The following is a 19439-nucleotide window of genomic DNA, read 5'->3' on the forward strand; positions in this document are numbered from 1 at the left end:
CACTCTTAGAATTGGGATGAATTTCATGAGCGTATCAGAGAAGAAGACGGTCGATATGGCCGAGATGCTTACTTACGCCTATGAATTAGGCGATATGATCAATAGCTCCGCCTGTGTTGCTGAATACCTTTATTGGAAGCAGCAGGTGGAGAAAGATACAGAGGTACAGCTTCTGATCAAGAAGCTGGAGTCGAAGAAGGAACTGTTCGAAGAGACCCAGCGTTTCGGGCATTTCCACCCTAACTATCACGAGGCAATGGGGCAGGTAGCCGAAGTGGAGCGGGAACTCGAGCAGATTGAATCGGTGAGCAGGTTCAAGCTGGCTGAGAAGGAGCTCGATGGGCTCCTTCATCAGATGTCCGAGACGATAGCTTATGCGGTATCGGACAGCATCAAAGTGCCAAGTAATGACCCGAACCCTAAGGGCGGGGGATGCGGCAGCGGCGGTAAGTGCAGCTGCGGGTAATCTGGCAGAAATTTTTGCGGAAGAAAGCGGGGCAGGGAGCGCCATGTTTCAGGAGCGTACGGGTTATATTATTTGGGTTAGCGATATGAAGGCTGCAAGGAATTTGGAAAAGTACGGAAGTGTGCATTACTTGTCGAAGCGTATGCACTATGCGGTCATGTATGTGAACGCAGACCGGGCCGAAGATATTATGAAGAACGTCCGCAAGCTGTCTTATGTTCGCAAGATTGAACGTTCTTACCGCAATGAGATTAAGACTGAGTACACCAAGGATGCGCCAGACAAAACGCAATATTACGGACTGTAAGCGTATAGGCTTATCATTGAAGTTTAGCATATGCAGAGGTTGTGTCTTAAGACACGGTCTCTGCTTTTTTTGTTGCACCAGGTTCAGACTGGGTAATGATTAAATGTTCTGTGACTTTATTTTCTGTGAAATATATGAAAATAGGAATAAGCCTGCGTAAATTTCATAGAATTATGAAAAAAGAAACATTCCAGAATTATGTTCGTAATATTAAGAAAGCGTTTCACATCTAAATTTAGACTCGATTCGACCGACATAAAGGTGTAACTTGTGGTTTAGTAGGATTTCATGTAATATAATGGGTAAATATACTTAGATACAAAGACCTATTCAGGGTAGGGGGTGTAGTAGTGAAAGATAAGATCATGGAGAGATGGAACACCTACGAAGCTTTTTATGTTCAGCTCGGAGACAAGAAAGTGGCCGATGTTATTATCACCAATCATGCCAATATCAGATATAATGACCGTATTGCCGAGAGTCAAAGCTCATCGGATGAGATTGCAGCCTGGATATGGGAGTGTCTCAAGCAAGACCGCATAGTCCCTTACTACCGGAAGGAAGAGGATGTATATTTAATTGACGATGACATTGTGGTCGTTGCTGAATTTACCGAGCTTCCCGGCGAAGTTGATCTGGCTGGTAATCCGTTACATAAGATGATCGTGGTTACTTTCCTAGGTAAGATGTCGGAGACTATGGAGCTTCGTGATCTGAGATCCTATTATTCCTGGCTGCGCCATTCCCGTCGTATGACCTTGATGAAGAACAGCCGTAAGCGCAAATAGATGCAGGTCCAATATAGATGAAGAGTCATAAGACACAAGGAGTGTGATTCCTGGGTGTCTTTTTTTGTGATCTTTGGCATGCTATTGTAGATACACGAAAGGACGGGTACAAATGGCACTTAACTATCATCAGCTTCACATATTTTATACGGTGGCAGAGAAGGGAAGCTTCTCGGCTGCGGCTCAGGCCCTGCATATGACTCAGCCTGCCGTTACTATGCAGATTCAGTCACTTGAGGATTACTTCGGGACCAAGCTGCTGGTCCGTTCCACGAAACGAATCGAGCTCTCTGAGGCCGGGAGAGCCCTTATGCCTTATGCAGAACGGGGAATTGAACTTATGCGGGAGACCGAAAGTGCGATGGCCCGCTTCACACATATGCTGGAAGGCCGGCTCCAGCTCGGAGCCAGTCTGACTATCGGGGAGTATGTGCTGCCCCGCCTGCTTGGGCCGTTCGGACAGCAGTACCCGCATATTAATATTGTGCTAAAAGTCATGAATACCGCGGAAATTCTGGAGCAAATTCTGCATCACCAGCTTAGCTTCGGACTTGTAGAGGCCCCAGTTCAGCATCCCGATATGGTTATGGAGCCCGTAATGCAGGATGAACTTAAGCTGATTGTACCGGCTGGACATCCGTTAGCTGAACAGAGGGAGGTTCACCTTCAGGAGGTGCTGGAGTATCCGTTCGTTCTGCGAGAGAAGGGCTCGGGTACCCGTCAGGTCATGGAGGAGGAATTGACCCGGCTTAGGGTTGATCTGGAGCTGGTGAAGACGGTCATGGATCTGGGAAGTACAGGGGCAGTGAAATCAGCGGTAGAAGCAGGATTTGGAATAACCATGCTGTCCCCATCCTCCGTGAAGCATGAGGTAGCTCTGGGTCTGCTTAAAGTAATAGATATTAAGGATGCTTCATTTAAGCGGAATTTCTATTCCATCCATCTGAAATCAACGCTGCTGCCCATTTCGGCAGTTACATTTCTGGATTTCCTGAGAGCCCAGAAGCTGCCGCTTTAAATTCAAGCTTGTGAGAAGGAGACGAGCCCTATGAACAGTGTACATTTGAACGGACGATATGATCTTCATACGCATACTCAGGCCTCCGACGGTATGAATACTCCCGCTGAGAATGTTCGCCTTGCGAAGCAGAAAGGCCTGGCGGGACTTGCGATTACCGATCATGATACGGTGTCCGGTATCCCCGAAGCCATGGAGGCCGGGAAGCAGACGGGCTTGGACGTGATTCCCGGGGTGGAGATTAGCACCCGCGCATCTGAAAAGGACGTCCATATTCTGGGGTATTTCCTACAGTATGAGGATGAACAATTGTGTTCGCGGCTTGAACAATTGCGTACGGTGCGAGAGACGCGCAATGAACGGATCCTGGAGAAGCTGAATGAACTGGGTATTGCTATAAGCATGAGCGAAGTAATCTCCGGACTGGGGAGGGAGCTAGGGCCTGATGACAGTGTCGGCAGGCCTCATATCGCGGATGTTCTCGTTCGGAAGGGGGTAGTGGCTGATCTGCGCGAAGCTTTTGACAAGTATTTGGCGGAAGGGGCGGCCGCTTATGTGTCCCTGCCTAGAGTGGGCCCTGTGGAAGCCATTGCATGGATCAAGGAAGCGGGCGGGGCAGCTGTAATTGCTCATCCAGGTTTGTACGGGGATGATGACCTGGTTCGTCATATTATTAAGGAAGGTCAGCCATCCGGCATTGAGGTGTATCATTCCGATCATGGCCCTGGGGAAGAGATGAGATACAGCGGCATGGCCCGGGAATACGGATTGCTTATGACTGGAGGGTCCGATTATCACGGTGTACGTCAGGGACAGGTATTCCATGGAGATCTGGGCAGCCGTTCTGTAACGGCTGACGTGCTGGAACAGCTGCAGGCCAGAGCAGGCCGCCCCTAGGCAGCTGCTATGTAGATCTGAGCAGACCAAAGAGGTATCCGGGTGTTGCGAACACGCCGGATACCTCTATTTTTTGCGCTTATACTAGCCGTTCTTCACCGCGCTCTTCAGACTTTTGACAAGTCCTTCGTCAGGCGTGATGTAGAGGGTCTTCTGATGATCATAGATGACGAATCCAGGCTTGGCGCCGCTTGGCTTGCGGACATGCCGGATCAATGTACAATCCACCGGTACACTGCTGGACTGCTTCGCCTGGCTGAAGTAAGCCGCGAGCTGAGCCGCTTCCTCAAGCGTAGATTCCCCGAAGGCAGCGCTGCGGATCACTACGTGCGAACCTGGAATATCCTTCGTATGCAGCCACGTATCATTCGAGCTTGCCAGCTTGTTGGTCACATATTCATTCTGCAGGTTGTTCTTGCCCACATAGATTTCGATCCCCTCTGAAGACGTGTACACATGAAGGGTTGGACGGTCGTTCTTTTTCTTCTTCCGGGTCTTCTTGCTGCGGTCCCGCAAATATCCCTGTTGAATCAATTCATCTCTAATCTCGTCAATATCGCTCAGTGACGCGAACGCGAGCTGTTGAAGCAGTCCTTCCACATAAGCAATCTCCTCGTGGGTGAGGCGCAGCTGCTCGTCAATGACAGCCAGACTGTTCTTGAATTTATTGTACTTCTTGAAATACCGCTGGGCATTCTCCGATGGTGTTGACAGCGGATCAAGCGGGATCCGCTCCATCCCTTGATTCTCGTCGTAGTAATTCACCAGCTCGATGTCTTTGTCGCCCTTCTTGATCAGATGAAGGGAGGGCAGCAGAAGCTCACCCCAAATGCGGTACCGCTCGGCATCTTTGGCCTCTTCCAGGTCTTCGTCCAGCTTGCCAAGCTTCTTGATATTCTTGGTCCGCTCATTCTGCAGGAAGCGGATCAGGTCACTGACCTTCTGTTTGACCGTATCACGCTCGGCTTTGTCCCCGTAATAGTCCTCAAGGCAGGCGCTGATGGAGGGATAATGCTTGATATCCTCTTGAATCAGGGTAAGCGGAATGGCGGAGAAAATGCTCTTCCCCTTCGCATTCACTCCGGTTACAGGATCATACCGGTGCTCCCGGACAGACGTCATCAGGTTGTCGAAAGCCTCCCAAAGAGCATCGGTTCTGGCAGAGAGAGCCTCGGGCGTTCCCGTCCGTTCTTCGGCACGGTGATGAATCTCCTGGGCAATCAACGGACTAAGCCCGCTGAAGGTATTTACGATCCAGGCCGGAACCTGATCCAGGGCAAGATCCGCAGAAGCTGCGTGGAAGGCCGTCAGAAAGGTCTCTTTGCCCACTGTGAGCGGATTGAGCTTATGCTGCTGAGGCGGCTCGGTATAGCTGAACCCGGGCATAACGACCCGGTAGCTGCTGATCGAAGGGGTAACATGATGAATCCCGTCGAGCTGAGTCCCGGTGGCCGGATCTACAAGAATAATATTGCTGTGCCGCCCCATGAGTTCAATTATAATGCGTTTGCTTGAGATGTCCCCCAGTTCATCCCGCTGCCGCACATCAATCTGAATCGTCCGCTCGAGGCCGTTCTGCGTAATGGATTCGATCACACTGCCTTCACAGTGCTTGCGAAGCAGCATGCAGAACATAGGCGCTTCTTGCGGATTGACAAAAGTCTGACTGGTGAAATGAATACGTGGATAAGTCGGATTCGCCGAGATAATCAGGCGCCGGTTCTCTCCTTGAGCTCTAAGATTGAAGATGATATCGCTCGGGGAGGGCTGGTGTATTTTATTAATTCTTCCGCCAACGCAGAGCTGCAGCTCATGCACAATTGCGCGGGTTACAATTCCATCAAGTGCCATATTCGTGGATTCTCCTGTCTTTCTTGCGTCTTCTTTTACTATGATGCCATAGTTGGAGCAAAAACTTAAGGCCCTCCGGGTGATAATTTGGGACTTGTCTGAATACATTTACCCTAGTACAGGGTGGAAAAGCTCTCACACTGCCAAATACGCGGGAAATACGGGAGGGAAATACGAGCATGGAACAAAAAAACTGGCACCAGTGGAGTGCCGATGAGCTCTTGGAACGGTTCGCCGTGGAGCAGAATCAGGGCCTGGCCACAGAGGAGGCGCAGCGGAGGCGCGAACAGAGCGGCCCTAATGAACTGTCCGAAGCCAAGCGCATCTCGCCGCTGATTCTGTTCCTGAACCAGTTCAAAGATTTCATGATGCTGATTCTCATGGGGGCTACGCTGGTATCGGGGCTGCTCGGTGAATATCTGGATGCCATCACGATTGTCGCCATCGTTGTGTTGAATGGAGTGCTGGGCTTCATTCAGGAATTTCGGGCTGAAAAATCTCTGCGCGCGCTGAAGCAGCTGTCTGCGCCTCATGCGAAAGTAAAGCGCGGCGGAACTGTACAGGACATTCCCGCCCGGGAGCTTGTGCCTGGCGATATTGTCCTGCTCGAGAGCGGAGACCGGATTCCTGCGGACCTTCGCTGGCTTAAGGTGAACAGCTGTGATGTCGAGGAATCCGCTCTTACCGGTGAATCCCACCCTTCCGGCAAAATCACCTCGGCCATCCCATCCGCTGAGGTTCCGCTCGGAGATCAGAAGAACCTGGGGTTCATGGGAACGATGGTTACCCGCGGCTCAGGTGTCGGCGTGGTCATTCGCACCGGCATGGATACCGAAATGGGGAAGATCGCGGATCTGATCCAGAGCACGGAGGCTCAGGAGACTCCTCTGCAGCGGCGTCTGGAGCAGTTAGGCAAAATATTGATCATTCTCTCCCTCGGCTTAACTATCCTTGTTGTACTCGCAGGTATTCTGCATGGACAGCCTGCCGGCAGCATGTTCTTCGCTGGTGTGAGTCTGGCGGTGGCGGCTATTCCGGAAGGTCTGCCGGCCATTGTAACGATCGCTCTGGCACTGGGTGTGCAGCGAATGATCAAGCGCAAGGCGATCGTCCGCAAGCTGCCGTCGGTCGAGACATTGGGCTGCGCCTCGGTAATCTGCTCGGATAAGACGGGAACATTAACCCAGAACAAAATGACCGTGAAGCAGGTCTGGCTGGAGGGACGGTCCTATGAAGTGACCGGTGATGGTTATGAACCGGAAGGATATGTGTTATACCAAGGCAAGCCTGCTGATTTCAAGAAGGAGTCTTCCCTGCGCAGACTGCTTCAGATCAGCTCTTTATGTAATAATGCGGAGATTTATGAATCAGCTTCCGAGGAACAGCGGGGCAAGAAGAAGGGCAAGGATGACTTAGGCACTCAGTGGCTGTTAAAGGGAGACCCTACAGAGGGAGCGCTGCTTGCCCTTGCTTCCAAGGCAGGCTTCTCCCCGCAGACCTTAAGCGGGATTTACAGCAGAGAGCAAGAATTCCCGTTCGACTCCGACAGGAAGCGAATGTCTGTTATTGTGAGTCATCAGGGGGGCCGGCTGTCCTACGTCAAGGGCGCGCCGGATATGCTGCTTGACAGGTGCTCTTATATTTTGTGGGAAGGGAATGTGGTGCCGCTCACCGGGACACTCCGGCAAAAGGTAGCCGCGGCCAACGAAAGAATGGCCCGCTCTGCGCTCCGTGTGCTCGGGCTCGCTTACAGGGACCTTAGGCCGCATGACCATACTTCCTCAGCGGATCAAGTTGAATCCCAGCTTATTTTTGTCGGTCTGACGGGTATGATCGACCCGCCGCGCAAGGAAGTGCGTGAAGCGATCTCCATCTGCCGCAGGGCGGGCATCAAGACCGTGATGATTACGGGTGATCATGGACTGACAGCAGAGGCCATTGCGAGTGAGCTGGGTATTCTTGTGCGCGGCGGCCTCTCCCTGACAGGCCAGCAGCTTGCAGTGATGAGCGATGAGCAGCTGGATAAGCAGGTCGATAACATCTACGTATATTCACGGGTATCGCCTGAGCATAAGCTTCGGATCGTCAAATCCCTGCAGCGTAAAGGCCACGTGGTAGCGATGACCGGAGATGGAGTCAATGATGCGCCGGCGATCAAGGCCGCAGATATCGGGATTGCCATGGGCATTACCGGTACAGATGTGTCCAAGGAAGCGTCCTCGCTGATCCTGAATGATGATAATTTCTCGACCATTGTGGCCGCCATTGAAGAGGGGCGCAATATTTACGAGAATATCCGGAAGTTCATTCGCTACTTGCTCGCTTCGAATGTGGGAGAGATTCTGACCATGTTCTTCGCCATGATGGCGGGACTGCCGCTGCCGCTGCTGCCGATTCAGATTCTGTGGGTGAATCTTGTGACCGACGGCTTGCCTGCGATGGCTCTGGGGGTCGATCAACCTGAGAAAGATCTGATGGAGCACAAGCCGAGAGGGGCAAGCGAGAATATATTCGCCCGCAGGCTGGGCTGGAAGATTATCAGCCGCGGTGTCCTGATTGGACTATGTACACTCGGAGCCTTCTGGATCACGCTTCAGGCAGCTCCTGATAGTCCGCAGCAGTTAATGCTTGCACAGTCCGTTGCCTTTGCAACTCTGGTGCTGGCTCAGCTGATCCATGTATTTGACTGCCGGAGCTCACGGTCGATCTTCCATCGCAACCTCTTCCAGAACAAATATCTGGTGCTCGCCGTGCTGTCTTCACTGCTTCTCATGATCGCTGTGTTCTATATTGAACCGCTGCAGCCGATCTTCAAGACTGTTGCGCTTGGCCCCCGCGAGTGGGCGATTGCCTTTGTAGCTGGCGGAATTCCAACGTTCCTGATGGGAGCAGGCAGTGTGCTGTCGACGAAGAAGCCGCGCAAATCGGGTCCGCGCCGCGCTATGCCGGCGAATAGTACAAATATTCGGGCATAAAATGAATACCCTTCCCTCTCTTAAAAATATAGACTTACCTCAATAAGAGAGATAAAGAGAGGGATAGCTATGGAATTTACAAAAATGCACGGACTCGGCAACGACTTTCTGGTCTTCCACGGACACCAGAATTTGCCGGATAATGTGAGTGACCTTGCAGTGAAGTGGTGTGACCGGTTCTTCGGTGTGGGCGGGGATGGACTTGTATTCATTCTGCCATCTGAGCAAGCCGACTTCCGGATGCGGATTATTAACTCCGACGGCTCTGAAGCCGAGCAGTGCGGGAACGCCATCCGCTGTGTGGCCAAATATGTGTATGATAACAAATTAACAGATAAAGAAAATATTACGATTGAGACGCTGGGAGCCGGCGTTCAGCCGGTTAGCTTGAAGGTCGTGAACGGGGTTGTGCAGACGGTTAGGGTGGATATGGGCGAACCTATTCTGGATGGCCTGACTGTTCCTACCACGCTGGAAGGCAATCCGGTTCTTGATCATCCGATTGAAGCGGATGGGCGCGAATTTAATTTTACCGCCGTATCTATGGGCAACCCGCACTGTGTGATTTATGTGGATGACGCGCCCCATTTCGATCTGGAGACATGGGGGCCGAAGCTGGAAGTCCACCCGTACTTTCCTCGCAAAATCAATGTGGAGTTCGCTACCGTCACCTCCCGTGACCGCGTTGAGATGCGGGTATGGGAGCGAGGAGCGGGGCCGACGCTGGCCTGTGGTACGGGTGCATGCGCAACCTTAGTCTCCTCCGTTCTGAACGGGGTAACCGACCGGGCAGCCTGGATCGGTCTCAAAGGTGGAGACCTGTACATTGAATGGAACGCGGAAGACAACCATGTCTATATGACCGGGCCTGCAGCTGCAGTCTACCAGGGGTCTATCGAATAATAATAACTGTATTTTGCAAGCTGACTCGTGCCACGGCGGGGTCAGCTTGCTTTATGTGCGCCCGGCATGGGCGATAACTAGTCGGTGAAATTCCGCTACAGGCTTGGCAGTAGGAAAGGAACTGTTAGCTGAAAGCAAGGGTGTTCGCCGCTAGGCGGAATCTCAAGGAAGTCGGAGGCAAACCCTCTGTCTGACGTACAGAAATCACATATAAGGCATGGCGGACGAGCTTGCATGACAAGGCAAAGTCCAATGCTCTCCAAACTCCGACATGTAAATGTGCAGAAAAACGAGGGGAAAGTTATCGCTCTTACCCGGGGAGATCTCACATACGTGAAGTAACGCGGAGTAAAGCTTGCTGTGAGAAGTCAGCAGTCGCCATAGTACGCGAACCGAAAAAAAGAAAAAACTCGTTGAGCGGAAGGGCTGAACAATCGTAAGTCTTGAGTATATACAGGAAGGAGAACCAGTGCGTTGAAAGCAGAATACCGAAAGGGCGCCTCAAAGGGATAGTGTGGAACACAAAGTTTATGTGGGAGCGCGGAGTGCCAGGAGTCGGGAGAGTAGGGAAGAGACGGCGCAAATGACATGCTTGAAAAGATATTGACCGATCAAATTCAAGCTAAACAGAGGACCTGAAAGTATTGAATTATGAGCCTTGTATCACTAATTTGAAGTACTAAGCTGAAAAAGTTAAATATTATACTAATGTAACTAATAAGGTATTTATAAATTTGTGTTAAATTAGTAAAAATTGTAGAAATATATTGAATTATTGGAAAATAAATGAAATGATTAAAGAGATCAAACGATCAAAATTTATTTGAGGAGAGATGGATGATGAAGATTGGGAAATTGTTTTTCACAGCTTTTATATTAGTGTTCTCAGCTGTGGTAGTATTGGGACCACAACAAGCATCAGCATCTGGATCAGTACCGAAAATATCAAAAGAGGATTTAGAACTCGGTAGCCCTGTACTAATTAAAAAATCAGAAACACCCCAAACAATAAGGCTTGTTGGACCAGATGGTAAGATTGAGATAAAGAATGCAATCGTAAGAGAGTATCACCCAGCAGATCCTAATGGTTATCTTAAATCAAGCGGTCAACAACCGTTAGATCCAGGAGACGAGTTGGTAAAAGTAGTGGATGTGACTTTCATTGAAAATGAAGCGAAGGATCAATTGAATTCTGAAAAAGTGCAGCCATCTAGACTAGGGGATTAATATACAAAAAATCCAAGTCACGAATATGAAACATATGGGACGTCTGTAGTTGCTTCTGCAGAAGAAACAGGAAGTTCTGGTGGAACCCTAACTCTTTCTCAATCTGTGGGAGTGAGTAATTCATTCAATGCGGGTGTCACCATTAGTGCATCAATAGTATCTGCGACTGTTGGGTATAACGTTAGTCAGAGTTGGACCACTACAGCTTCTTTTAGTGAACCATGCCCTTAGGACCAAAAGAAGACCGTTATAAATGCTTACAGTAAGTATATGACAAGGCATTACGAAGTGTGGAAAACGGGCTTTTTTAGTGATAGCTTGGTTAATCATGGTACAGCTGATCGCCATGTAGGATTCAGATTTGATATTATAAAGAAGGATGGTTATCCAAGCATGTAGTGTTGATTTTAAAATCAAAAGACGGCAAGCCTCCGGTCTTTAGGAGGCTTGCCGTTTGGTTATTCTGGTCATCGCAAATAGAATATGGACTTTGAATGCACGGCTTACTTTTTGCATGCCTCGAAGCAGAAATAGGCGGGAGACCTTGGTTGTTCTTCATTTGGCTAATTGCACTATCAGATTCCCTTCCTTGTACCCGTGATTATTCATGAAGACGATAGTAATGCATTGAACGTGACGTGCTTTTAACCTTACTATCCTGCCCGTTTTATGTTACATTATAGTGAATATTAAGAGGAACCTGTTCCGCTATAGGTTGGAGGATGGTTAGATGAAACCGGAATTAGATTTAAGGGCAAGACTGAAGAGAGAAGTTCTAATCGGCGATGGAGCGATGGGTACTTATTTGTACCAGCTTGGGTTCCCGGTGGGCATTTCATTTGAAGAGCTGAACATTATTCGTCCTGAGGTGATCGGGGACATTCATAGACAGTATGTAGACGCGGGCGCGCAAGTGCTTGAGACCAATACCTTCTCGGCGAATTACTATAAACTTTCCAAATACGGGCTTGAAGGTAAAGTAGAGGAGATTAACCGCGCCGCCGTTCGTATTGCGCGCCAAGCGGCTGGAGATGACAACTATGTAGTCGGCACAGTTGGCTCGATCCGCGGCGGCAAGCGGATTAATGTCTCCAACAAAGAGCTGCGGCGTTATTACGAGCAGCAAATATCAGCCCTTCTGGGAGAAAAGGTCGATGGTATTCTCCTTGAGACGTTCTTTGATCTGGATGAAATTCGGATCGCCCAAGAAATGGTCCGTAAGTACAGTGATCTGCCTGTAATCTGTCAATTTGCAGTAGATAGTATTGGCAGAACGATTGATGGCTATTCCATTATGGACGCCTTCTCGATTCTTCGTCAGGAAGGAGCCGATGTTCTGGGCTTCAACTGTCATTCAGGGCCAAAAGGCATCATGGATGTCATAGCCAAGCTGAATGGGCCCCTTGAGGTTCCACTATCCGTATATCCGAATGCGGGCCTTGCTGACTATGTGGACGGCGAATATATTTACGGGGCAACTCCTGAATATTTCGGACAAAGCGCCATCTCCTTCGCGGATCTGGGAGCGCGCCTCATTGGAGGCTGCTGCGGGACGACACCGGATCATATTGCTGCAATGGCAGCTGTGATGAAGGGGCATACACCGGCGCCTCTGGCCGAGAACGCTGCGCTCTCCGTTCAACCGGTGCTTGAGATTGTGGCTGAGCATGTGGCTGAAGAGCGCGAAGTGCCGGCGGGACGCCCGGAAGGACCCTCCATCGTAGACCTTGTCAAGGAACGTCATACGATCATCGTAGAGCTTGATCCTCCACGTGATCTGGATATTACAAAGTTCATGAAAGGGGCCGCCGCCCTGAAAGAGACGGGAGTTGACGCCCTTACGCTGGCCGATAATTCACTGGCTGTCACCCGCATGAGCAATATGGCTCTTGGCCACCTGGTTCTCAAAGAGACAGGGCTGCGCCCGCTGATTCATATTGCCTGCCGGGACCGTAATTTAATCGGTACCCAGTCGCACTTAATGGGCTTCGATGCGCTGGGTATTGACCATGTCCTTGCGGTAACCGGAGACCCGGCGAGATTTGGCGACTTGCCTGGAGCAAGCTCAGTGTATGATATGACCTCCTTCGAGATTATCAGAATGATCAAGCAGCTCAATGACGGGGTTGCCTTCTCAGGCAAGCCGCTTAAGCAAAAGGCGAACTTCGTTGTCGGAGCCGCATTCAATCCGAATGTGAAGCATTTAGATAAAGCCGTTCAGCGTCTGGAGAAGAAGATTGCTTCAGGCGCCGACTATATCATGACCCAGCCTGTATATGATGTGAAGCTCATCGCTTCTATTAAAGAAGCCACTGCTCATCTGGACGTCCCGATATTTATCGGGATTATGCCGCTGGCCAGTGGGAAGAATGCAGAATACCTGCACAATGAAGTGCCGGGTATACAGCTGTCCGACTCCGTTCGCAGCCGTATGGAAGGACTTCAGGGCGAAGAGGGCCGGCGCGTTGGCGTTGAGATAGCGAAGGAGCTGCTCGATGTTGCAATGGAGCATTTTAACGGGATATACTTGATGACCCCGTTTATGTTTTATGAGATGACAGCGACCTTGACGAATTATGTAAAAGAGAAGTCGAAAGAGCATAAGGCCCACTTGTTTCACTCATAATTATCAATTACAATAGTGTAACGGATGTGATGCCGATGTCATTAAGCATGACCGGATTCGGTCAGTCCGCCCAGCATTTTGGCGGCTATGTGATACAATTTGAGATTAAATCAGTCAATCATCGTTATTCCGAAGTTGTGCTCCGCATGCCTCGGGAATGGACTTGCTATGAGGATGAGTTGAAACGTATTGTACAGCGTCATATCAAGCGGGGACGGATTGATGTCTATATCAACAAAGAAAAGGAAGACGAGTCTTCCAGACCCTTTGTTCTGAACATTTCGGCAGCCAAAGCTTATCTGGATGCGGCCCGTCAGCTTGGAGAGCAGCTTGGCGTGGACGATTCATTAACTGCCCACCAGCTCCTGGCCATGCCTGATGTGCTGGTTAGTGAGGATGCGCTGCCGACGGGTCTGCATCCTGACGAAGACTGGGAGAGAATCCTTATAAGCGGTCTGGAGCAGGCTCTATCAGGTCTGATCAAGATGCGGGAGAAGGAAGGCCGGCATCTGACGAAGGATCTGGAGGAGCGTCTGTCCAAGCTGGAAGAATTTCATTCGGAGCTGGTTCGGCTCGCGCCAACGGTGGTCGGAGATTACCGTAACCGGCTGCGGCAGAGGCTGTCCGAACTTCTGGACGGAACCATGGATGAACAGCGTTTCAGCATGGAAGTGGCCATGTTTGCGGACAGGTCCAATGTTGATGAAGAACTGACCCGTTTGGGTAGTCACTTTGAGCAGTGCAGAGAGCTGCTTCATGCCCGAGAACCGATTGGACGGAAGCTGGATTTTCTCATTCAGGAAATGAACCGGGAAGTAAATACGATTGGATCCAAGGCCAATCATTTGGCTCTAGTCAACCGTGTTGTCGAAATGAAAGCGGAGCTGGAGAAAATTCGCGAACAAGCGGCGAATATGGAATGACGATTCGTTTCGACTTGAATGAGTCAAGTAAATAGGGGGATTAACCTGAAGATGGCGATTAAACTCATTAATATCGGTTTTGGGAATATCGTATCAGCTAATCGGATTATTTCTATTGTTAGTCCGGAATCTGCACCGATCAAGCGGATTATTCAAGAAGCAAGGGATCGGCATATGCTGATCGATGCGACCTACGGACGGCGGACGCGTGCAGTCATTATCACGGATAGCGACCACGTTATCCTCTCGGCGGTTCAGCCTGAGACGGTTGCACACCGCTTGTCCACGAAAGACGATGACAACGACGAATAATATGGAGAGAACAATGGCCAAAGGATTACTAATTGTATTGTCCGGCCCATCAGGTGTCGGCAAAGGAACCGTATGCAGCGCACTCCGCAAGCAGGTACCGGAGCTTGTATATTCCGTATCCGCAACTACGCGTCAGCCGAGAATCGGCGAAGAGCACGGAGTGAATTACTTCTTCAAAAGCAAAGAGCAGTTCCTGAGTATGATCGAGAATGATCAGCTGCTGGAGCATGCCCAATATGTTGATAATTTCTACGGCACTCCGCGTGATTTTGTAGAAGAGACCATCAACAGCGGCAAGGATATTATTCTCGAAATTGAGGTTCAAGGTGCCCTTAAAGTGAAAGAGAAGTTCCCGGATGGTGTATTTGTGTTCCTGCTGCCTCCTTCTCTGGAAGAGCTGAAGGACCGGATTCAAGGGCGCGGTACCGAGAACCAGGCGACCATTGACCACCGGATGTCTGTGGCTCTGGACGAAATCAATCTGCTTGAGTATTATGATTACGCAGTGGTTAATGATCAGATTGATCTGGCCTGCAAAAGAATAGAATCTATTATTGTCGCCGAACATTGTAAGGTGAGAAAGTAAGACCAATAGTCCGGGCGTATATACATAATCGGCCCGAAAGAAGAGGTGTCCTGTATTGTTATATCCATCAATTGATAAAATGCTGGAGAAAGTAGACAGCAAATATTCGCTGGTAGTTGCAGCCTCGCGCAGAGCAAGACAACTGAGAGAGGGAGAAGGCTCTGAATTGAAGCAGGCCAAATCCTACAAACAAGTCGGTGTCGCGCTGGAAGAAATATATGGCGACTACGTACGCATCAAGCGGGATGGCCAGGACCTGGCGGAATTGGATCGACTAGACAAATAATAATTGGCCTTCGGGCCGCTTTACGACAACCGCAAGGTTGTTATTTTTTTCTATATGTAAGGAGAGCGAGGGGTTAGGATGTTAACCGGCAAAAAGATTCTACTTGGCGTTAGCGGGGGGATCGCCGCATTCAAAGCGGCTTCGCTGTGCAGCAAGCTGGTGCAGAGCGGTGCGGAAGTGAAAGTGATCATGACCGAATCGGCTACAAGATTCATCACCGAGCTTACGCTTCAAGCTTTGTCGCGCGGACCCGTGTACACGGATACCTTCGATGAGAAGGACCCCGCCGTTATCTCGCATATCGATCTTGCTGACTGGGCTGATCTCGTGCTGGTGGCTCCTGCTACGGCAAATATTATTGCCAAAATGTCAGCCGGTATTGCCGATGATATGCTGTCCACCACGCTTCTGGCTACGCAGGCGCCAGTGATGATCGCTCCGGCCATGAATGTCCATATGTATCAGCACCCTGCCGTCGTGCGCAACTTGGCGGACCTTGCAGCCCGCGGCGTGATGATGGCAGAACCTGGCGAAGGCCTGCTCGCCTGCGGCTACGTAGGGAAAGGGCGGATGGAAGAACCGGAGAGCCTGGTTCGGATTGTGGAGACTTTTTTTGATAGACAGACGAGATTATCTTCCAAGCCTTTGCAAGGCCGGAGAGTAATCGTTACAGCTGGAGCCACCGTAGAGCGGATTGATCCGGTCAGATATATTACGAATGACTCTTCCGGCAAAATGGGCTTCGCGATCGCCGCGGCTGCCCGGGACATGGGTGCGGACGTACATTTAATTATAGGCAGCACACAAGCAAGCCTTCCGCAAGGGATTTCCTATACTCGGGTAGAGTCAGCTCAAGATATGTATAATGCCCTTGAGCAGGTGTGGGAGACGGCTGACATTGTGGTGAAAGCGGCGGCGGTGGCTGACTATCGGCCTAAGGAGCAGTTCGACCGAAAGATCAAAAAAAGCGGGGACCACATGTCACTGGAACTTGTTAAAACAGTAGACATTCTGGAGAGTCTCGGCCGGATGAAGACAACTCAGCTCCTGATTGGTTTTGCGGCTGAGACAAATGATCTGGATAAGTACGCCATGGATAAATTAATTCGTAAAAATTGTGATCTGCTTGTTGCCAATGATGTGACAAAAGAAGGGGCCGGCTTCGGAACAGATACCAATGTAGTCAGCATATTTGACAGCCAGGGGCTTGTAGAGGCCCTTCCGTTGATGTCTAAAGAAATGGCGGCGCTGCGGATTATGGAGCTGGCTGCAGAACGGTTATCCGGAGCTCTGAATTAATGTATACCATCGCCAAAGTTATAGTAGATGTCCCGAGCAGGGAGACCGACCGGCCTTTTGATTATATAATACCTGACAGCATGCGTGATTGGATTGAAGTAGGAAGCCGGGTTGCTGTTCCTTTTGGGCGTAGAACCGTTCAAGGATTCGTGATCTCGCTTGCGCGTGAATCAAGTCTCGAGAGGTCCAGGATGAGGAAGATTCAGGAGCTGCTCGATCATCTGCCGCCGCTGCCGCCGGATCTTGTAGAGCTTGCGGAGTGGATGAGCCGGGAATACGCGTGCAGCACCATTTCCTCGCTTCAGGCAATGATCCCATCAGCCTTGAAAGGGAAAGCAGAGCGGTATATCAGCTATGTGGAGCCGGACGAACGTTCCGGGGAGGAGCCGGAAGGCCCGGTGGAGAGTGTAACGGAGACAGATGGGTTATTCTCTTTGTCACTGCTGCAGCCTGCGGAAGAAGCTGAAATTATAGAATACGTCAAAGCTGCGGGACCGGTCACCTTCTCTCATCTGGATGCTCGGTATCCCGGCCGCGGGGCATTGATTAAGGGGCTTATGAAGCGCGGCGTGCTCACCGAGAGCCAGGCGATCAAAGACAAGCTTAGAATCAAGACGGTAAAAACTGTATCTGCTGCGGTCACAGGGGAAGAAGCGGCAGCGGCGCTGGCTTCGTTCACAGCGCAGGCGCGCCGGCAGCGTGAAGTACTTGCCTTTCTGCTTGAGGTCCAGATTCCGATCGGGATGCAGGAGCTGCTCACCACCCTTGGGGTTACGGCAGGGACGGTGAAGAAGTTAGCAGAGAAAGGCTTTGCCGTGATTGAGGATGTGGAAGTATTCCGCGATCCATATAAGGATCGCCGTTTCAAGCCGACGGCTCCACTGGCGTTAACGCCAGAGCAGCAGGTGGCCTTTGACCATATTGCCGGTCGTCTGGATAGTCATGAGCACGGTGTCTTCCTGCTGCATGGGGTGACGGGCAGCGGCAAGACGGAGGTGTATTTGCAGGCGATTCAGCAATGCATTTCCCAGGGACGGCAGGCGATCGTGCTTGTGCCTGAAATCTCCCTTACCCCTCAGATGGTCGAGCGGTTCAAAGGCAGATTCGGTGACAAGGTCGCTGTTCTTCACAGCCGTCTGTCCGGCGGAGAACGCTATGACGAATGGCGCAAAATCCGCGAGGGTAAAGTGGAAGTGGCGGTTGGGGCGCGCTCGGCGGTGTTTGCGCCTTTTCCAAACTTGGGTCTTATCGTCATGGATGAAGAGCATGAGACGTCCTATAAGCAGGAGGAGACGCCCAAGTATCATGCACGTAATGTGGCTGTGAGACGGGCTGCCCAGCACGAAGCGGTTGTAATCCTTGGTTCCGCAACGCCTTCACTCGAAAGCTATCATGCGGCAAGGTCGCAGGCTAGCGATGATTTTGCTCCGGTTCTGCTTGAAATGAAGTCGAGGCCAGCCGGAAGCGAACTGCCCGCAGTTCGGATTGTTGATATGCGTGAGGAGCTGAAGGATGGGAACCGGTCTATGTTCAGCCGTGATCTGCATCAAGGTATTGTCTCTAGAATGGAGCGGGGAGAACAGACTGTACTGTTCCTGAACCGGCGGGGGTTCTCCACCTTTGTGATGTGCCGGACCTGCGGTTATGTGGCAGGTTGTCCTGAATGCGACATCTCCCTGACTTATCATCAGAAGTCTAACAATCTTCGCTGTCACTACTGCGGTTATGCGGAGGCCGCTCCTTCCGTATGTCCGGAGTGCGGCAGCGAGCATATCCGGTACTTTGGTACGGGCACCCAGCGGGTTGAGGGGGAGCTTGCCAAGCTCTTCCCGGGGATCCGCGTGATCCGGATGGACGTGGATACGACGGTAGAGAAGGGATCACATGAGAAGCTGCTGAATGCTTTTCGGGAGAAAAAAGCGGATGTTCTGCTGGGCACCCAAATGGTTGCCAAAGGGCTGGACTTTCCTGACGTTACTCTGGTTGGCGTGATCGCTGCGGACAGCTCCCTGAACTTTCCTGATTTCAGGGCGGCGGAGAAGACCTTCCAGCTGCTGACTCAGGTGGCGGGCCGCGCAGGCAGGCACCATCTCCCAGGGGAAGTGTTCGTCCAGTCCTATACACCAGATCATTATTCCATTATCCATGCCAGCCGGCATGATTATCTGTCTTTTGTACGGGATGAGCTCAAGCACCGTAGAACCTTGGGATACCCGCCTTATTGCAGGCTTATTCTGGTTACCATGACTCATGAGAATCTGCAGATTCTTGTGCGGATGGCTGAGAACTTCGTGAGTGATCTTAGAGGGAAGGCCCAGCAAAAGGGCTGGTTCGGCGGACTGGACCGGTTCACCTCGGATGCCTTTGATATCCTTGGACCTATCGCTTCACCCATACCGAGAATCAAGAACCGCTACCGCTTCCAGTGTATGGTGAAGTACCGCGGAGCGATTGATGCGGTTCAGCTGGTGCGGGATGTGAGCAATTTGACGCTGGAGCATTTGAAGGATGCCTCCCTGCAAATTAGTATTGACGTGGATCCGCAGATGCTAATGTGATGTGGTTCGAACCCTCCCAAACCCTCCCTTCCAAGGGAGGGCCCCAAGGGCTTTGCCCTCTGGACACCCTGCCGACGAACGATGGAGCGGTAGAGGCGTGTCTTGTGGCTATGGCGGTTGAATCGCTTGCCGTCCCTTCGGGACCCGCTACCTGGTTGATAGGGTTTAGTTACCTGGAAAGGTCGCTATGGAGGGGCTGTAGAAGCTGGAGGGTTATATTAGGTGCAAGGAGCCGCTTGCCGCCCCTTTGGGGCCCGCTTAACGGTTAGAAATCAGTGTTCACTGCGCGCTGTCCTTTAGGGAGGAGCGGGTTTACGGGAAGGCAGGAGTGCTGAGTCAGAGGTCCGGAGCTTAGTGGTGCGAGACATTGTCTCTTTGAGATGCGCTTTGCTGCGCAGCAGAGATTAGAGTGTTTTG

Annotated in this window: 16 protein-coding genes; 15 read left to right on the forward strand and 1 reads right to left on the reverse strand. The window is 51.0% G+C overall.

Annotated features, from left to right (window positions below; all coding sequences use genetic code 11):
• The first annotated feature begins 25 nt into the window (after window positions 1-25).
• The 5 genes from LDO05_RS07470 (at window position 26) to LDO05_RS07490 (ending at window position 3476) form a co-directional block, all read left to right on the forward strand.
• Window positions 26-466 (forward strand): YlbF/YmcA family competence regulator, encoded by a 441-nt coding sequence (locus tag LDO05_RS07470; RefSeq protein WP_251378221.1) that lies wholly within the window; start codon window positions 26-28, stop codon window positions 464-466.
• 43 nt (window positions 467-509) lie between these two features.
• Window positions 510-773 carry a YlbG family protein gene (locus LDO05_RS07475; RefSeq protein ID WP_251378652.1) on the forward strand — a complete coding sequence of 88 codons (264 nt, stop codon included), beginning with the start codon at window positions 510-512 and terminating at the stop codon, window positions 771-773.
• Between the two features lie 350 nt (window positions 774-1123).
• Complete coding sequence (locus LDO05_RS07480) at window positions 1124-1561, forward strand: hypothetical protein (RefSeq protein WP_251378222.1); 438 nt, start codon at window positions 1124-1126, stop codon at window positions 1559-1561.
• A 112-nt stretch (window positions 1562-1673) separates the two neighbouring features.
• A complete protein-coding gene (locus LDO05_RS07485) occupies window positions 1674-2579 on the forward strand; it encodes a selenium metabolism-associated LysR family transcriptional regulator (protein ID WP_251378223.1) in 906 nt (301 codons plus the stop codon).
• A 30-nt stretch (window positions 2580-2609) separates the two neighbouring features.
• Window positions 2610-3476, forward strand: a complete 867-nt coding sequence (locus tag LDO05_RS07490) for a PHP domain-containing protein (protein ID WP_251378224.1) — start codon at window positions 2610-2612, stop codon at window positions 3474-3476.
• A gap of 84 nt (window positions 3477-3560) precedes the next feature.
• Here LDO05_RS07490 and LDO05_RS07495 read toward each other — a convergent pair whose 3' ends face one another.
• Complete coding sequence (locus tag LDO05_RS07495) at window positions 3561-5327, reverse strand: Rqc2 family fibronectin-binding protein (protein ID WP_251378225.1); 1767 nt, start codon at window positions 5325-5327, stop codon at window positions 3561-3563.
• A gap of 179 nt (window positions 5328-5506) precedes the next feature.
• Between LDO05_RS07495 and LDO05_RS07500 the strand changes: the two genes are divergently transcribed.
• From LDO05_RS07500 to priA, 10 genes are all read left to right on the forward strand, one after another.
• The gene (locus tag LDO05_RS07500) at window positions 5507-8302 is read left to right on the forward strand and encodes a calcium-translocating P-type ATPase, SERCA-type (protein ID WP_251378226.1); all 2796 of its coding nucleotides are present in this window, start codon (window positions 5507-5509) and stop codon (window positions 8300-8302) included.
• 69 nt (window positions 8303-8371) lie between these two features.
• Entirely contained in the window at window positions 8372-9205 is an 834-nt protein-coding gene (gene dapF / locus LDO05_RS07505) for a diaminopimelate epimerase (RefSeq protein WP_251378227.1), read from the forward strand.
• A gap of 837 nt (window positions 9206-10042) precedes the next feature.
• The gene (locus tag LDO05_RS07510) at window positions 10043-10432 is read left to right on the forward strand and encodes a hypothetical protein (RefSeq protein WP_251378228.1); all 390 of its coding nucleotides are present in this window, start codon (window positions 10043-10045) and stop codon (window positions 10430-10432) included.
• Window positions 10433-11162: 730 nt separating this feature from the next.
• Entirely contained in the window at window positions 11163-13058 is a 1896-nt protein-coding gene (locus LDO05_RS07515) for a bifunctional homocysteine S-methyltransferase/methylenetetrahydrofolate reductase (RefSeq protein WP_251378229.1), read from the forward strand.
• 35 nt (window positions 13059-13093) lie between these two features.
• Entirely contained in the window at window positions 13094-13981 is an 888-nt protein-coding gene (locus tag LDO05_RS07520) for a YicC/YloC family endoribonuclease (RefSeq protein ID WP_251378230.1), read from the forward strand.
• A 51-nt stretch (window positions 13982-14032) separates the two neighbouring features.
• A complete protein-coding gene (remA, locus tag LDO05_RS07525) occupies window positions 14033-14293 on the forward strand; it encodes an extracellular matrix/biofilm regulator RemA (RefSeq protein ID WP_005548256.1) in 261 nt (86 codons plus the stop codon).
• Window positions 14294-14306: 13 nt separating this feature from the next.
• The gene (gene gmk, locus LDO05_RS07530) at window positions 14307-14879 is read left to right on the forward strand and encodes a guanylate kinase (protein WP_251378653.1); all 573 of its coding nucleotides are present in this window, start codon (window positions 14307-14309) and stop codon (window positions 14877-14879) included.
• Window positions 14880-14934: 55 nt separating this feature from the next.
• Entirely contained in the window at window positions 14935-15165 is a 231-nt protein-coding gene (rpoZ, locus tag LDO05_RS07535; protein ID WP_251378231.1) for a DNA-directed RNA polymerase subunit omega, read from the forward strand.
• A 78-nt stretch (window positions 15166-15243) separates the two neighbouring features.
• On the forward strand, window positions 15244-16464 hold the full coding sequence (gene coaBC / locus LDO05_RS07540) for a bifunctional phosphopantothenoylcysteine decarboxylase/phosphopantothenate--cysteine ligase CoaBC (RefSeq protein WP_251378232.1): 1221 nt from the start codon (window positions 15244-15246) through the stop codon (window positions 16462-16464).
• A complete protein-coding gene (gene priA / locus LDO05_RS07545) occupies window positions 16464-19022 on the forward strand; it encodes a primosomal protein N' (protein ID WP_251378233.1) in 2559 nt (852 codons plus the stop codon). Before coaBC ends, priA begins: the two co-directional genes overlap by 1 nt.
• The last annotated feature ends 417 nt before the right edge of the window (window positions 19023-19439 follow it).

This window comes from Paenibacillus sp. YPG26, assembly GCF_023704175.1.
GTDB lineage: Bacteria > Bacillota > Bacilli > Paenibacillales > Paenibacillaceae > Fontibacillus.

Excerpts from the sequence above, each read along its gene's own strand:
- LDO05_RS07470 (WP_251378221.1), top strand. The coding sequence starts at position 26 with ATGAGCGTATCAGAGAAGAAGACGGTCGATATGGCCGAGATGCTTACT.
- LDO05_RS07475 (WP_251378652.1), top strand. The coding sequence starts at position 510 with ATGTTTCAGGAGCGTACGGGTTATATTATTTGGGTTAGCGATATGAAG.
- LDO05_RS07485 (WP_251378223.1), top strand. The coding sequence starts at position 1,674 with ATGGCACTTAACTATCATCAGCTTCACATATTTTATACGGTGGCAGAG.
- LDO05_RS07490 (WP_251378224.1), top strand. The coding sequence starts at position 2,610 with ATGAACAGTGTACATTTGAACGGACGATATGATCTTCATACGCATACT.
- LDO05_RS07495 (WP_251378225.1), bottom strand. The coding sequence starts at position 5,327 with ATGGCACTTGATGGAATTGTAACCCGCGCAATTGTGCATGAGCTGCAG.
- LDO05_RS07500 (WP_251378226.1), top strand. The coding sequence starts at position 5,507 with ATGGAACAAAAAAACTGGCACCAGTGGAGTGCCGATGAGCTCTTGGAA.
- dapF (WP_251378227.1), top strand. The coding sequence starts at position 8,372 with ATGGAATTTACAAAAATGCACGGACTCGGCAACGACTTTCTGGTCTTC.
- LDO05_RS07510 (WP_251378228.1), top strand. The coding sequence starts at position 10,043 with ATGATGAAGATTGGGAAATTGTTTTTCACAGCTTTTATATTAGTGTTC.
- LDO05_RS07515 (WP_251378229.1), top strand. The coding sequence starts at position 11,163 with ATGAAACCGGAATTAGATTTAAGGGCAAGACTGAAGAGAGAAGTTCTA.
- LDO05_RS07520 (WP_251378230.1), top strand. The coding sequence starts at position 13,094 with ATGTCATTAAGCATGACCGGATTCGGTCAGTCCGCCCAGCATTTTGGC.
- remA (WP_005548256.1), top strand. The coding sequence starts at position 14,033 with ATGGCGATTAAACTCATTAATATCGGTTTTGGGAATATCGTATCAGCT.
- gmk (WP_251378653.1), top strand. The coding sequence starts at position 14,307 with ATGGCCAAAGGATTACTAATTGTATTGTCCGGCCCATCAGGTGTCGGC.
- coaBC (WP_251378232.1), top strand. The coding sequence starts at position 15,244 with ATGTTAACCGGCAAAAAGATTCTACTTGGCGTTAGCGGGGGGATCGCC.
- priA (WP_251378233.1), top strand. The coding sequence starts at position 16,464 with ATGTATACCATCGCCAAAGTTATAGTAGATGTCCCGAGCAGGGAGACC.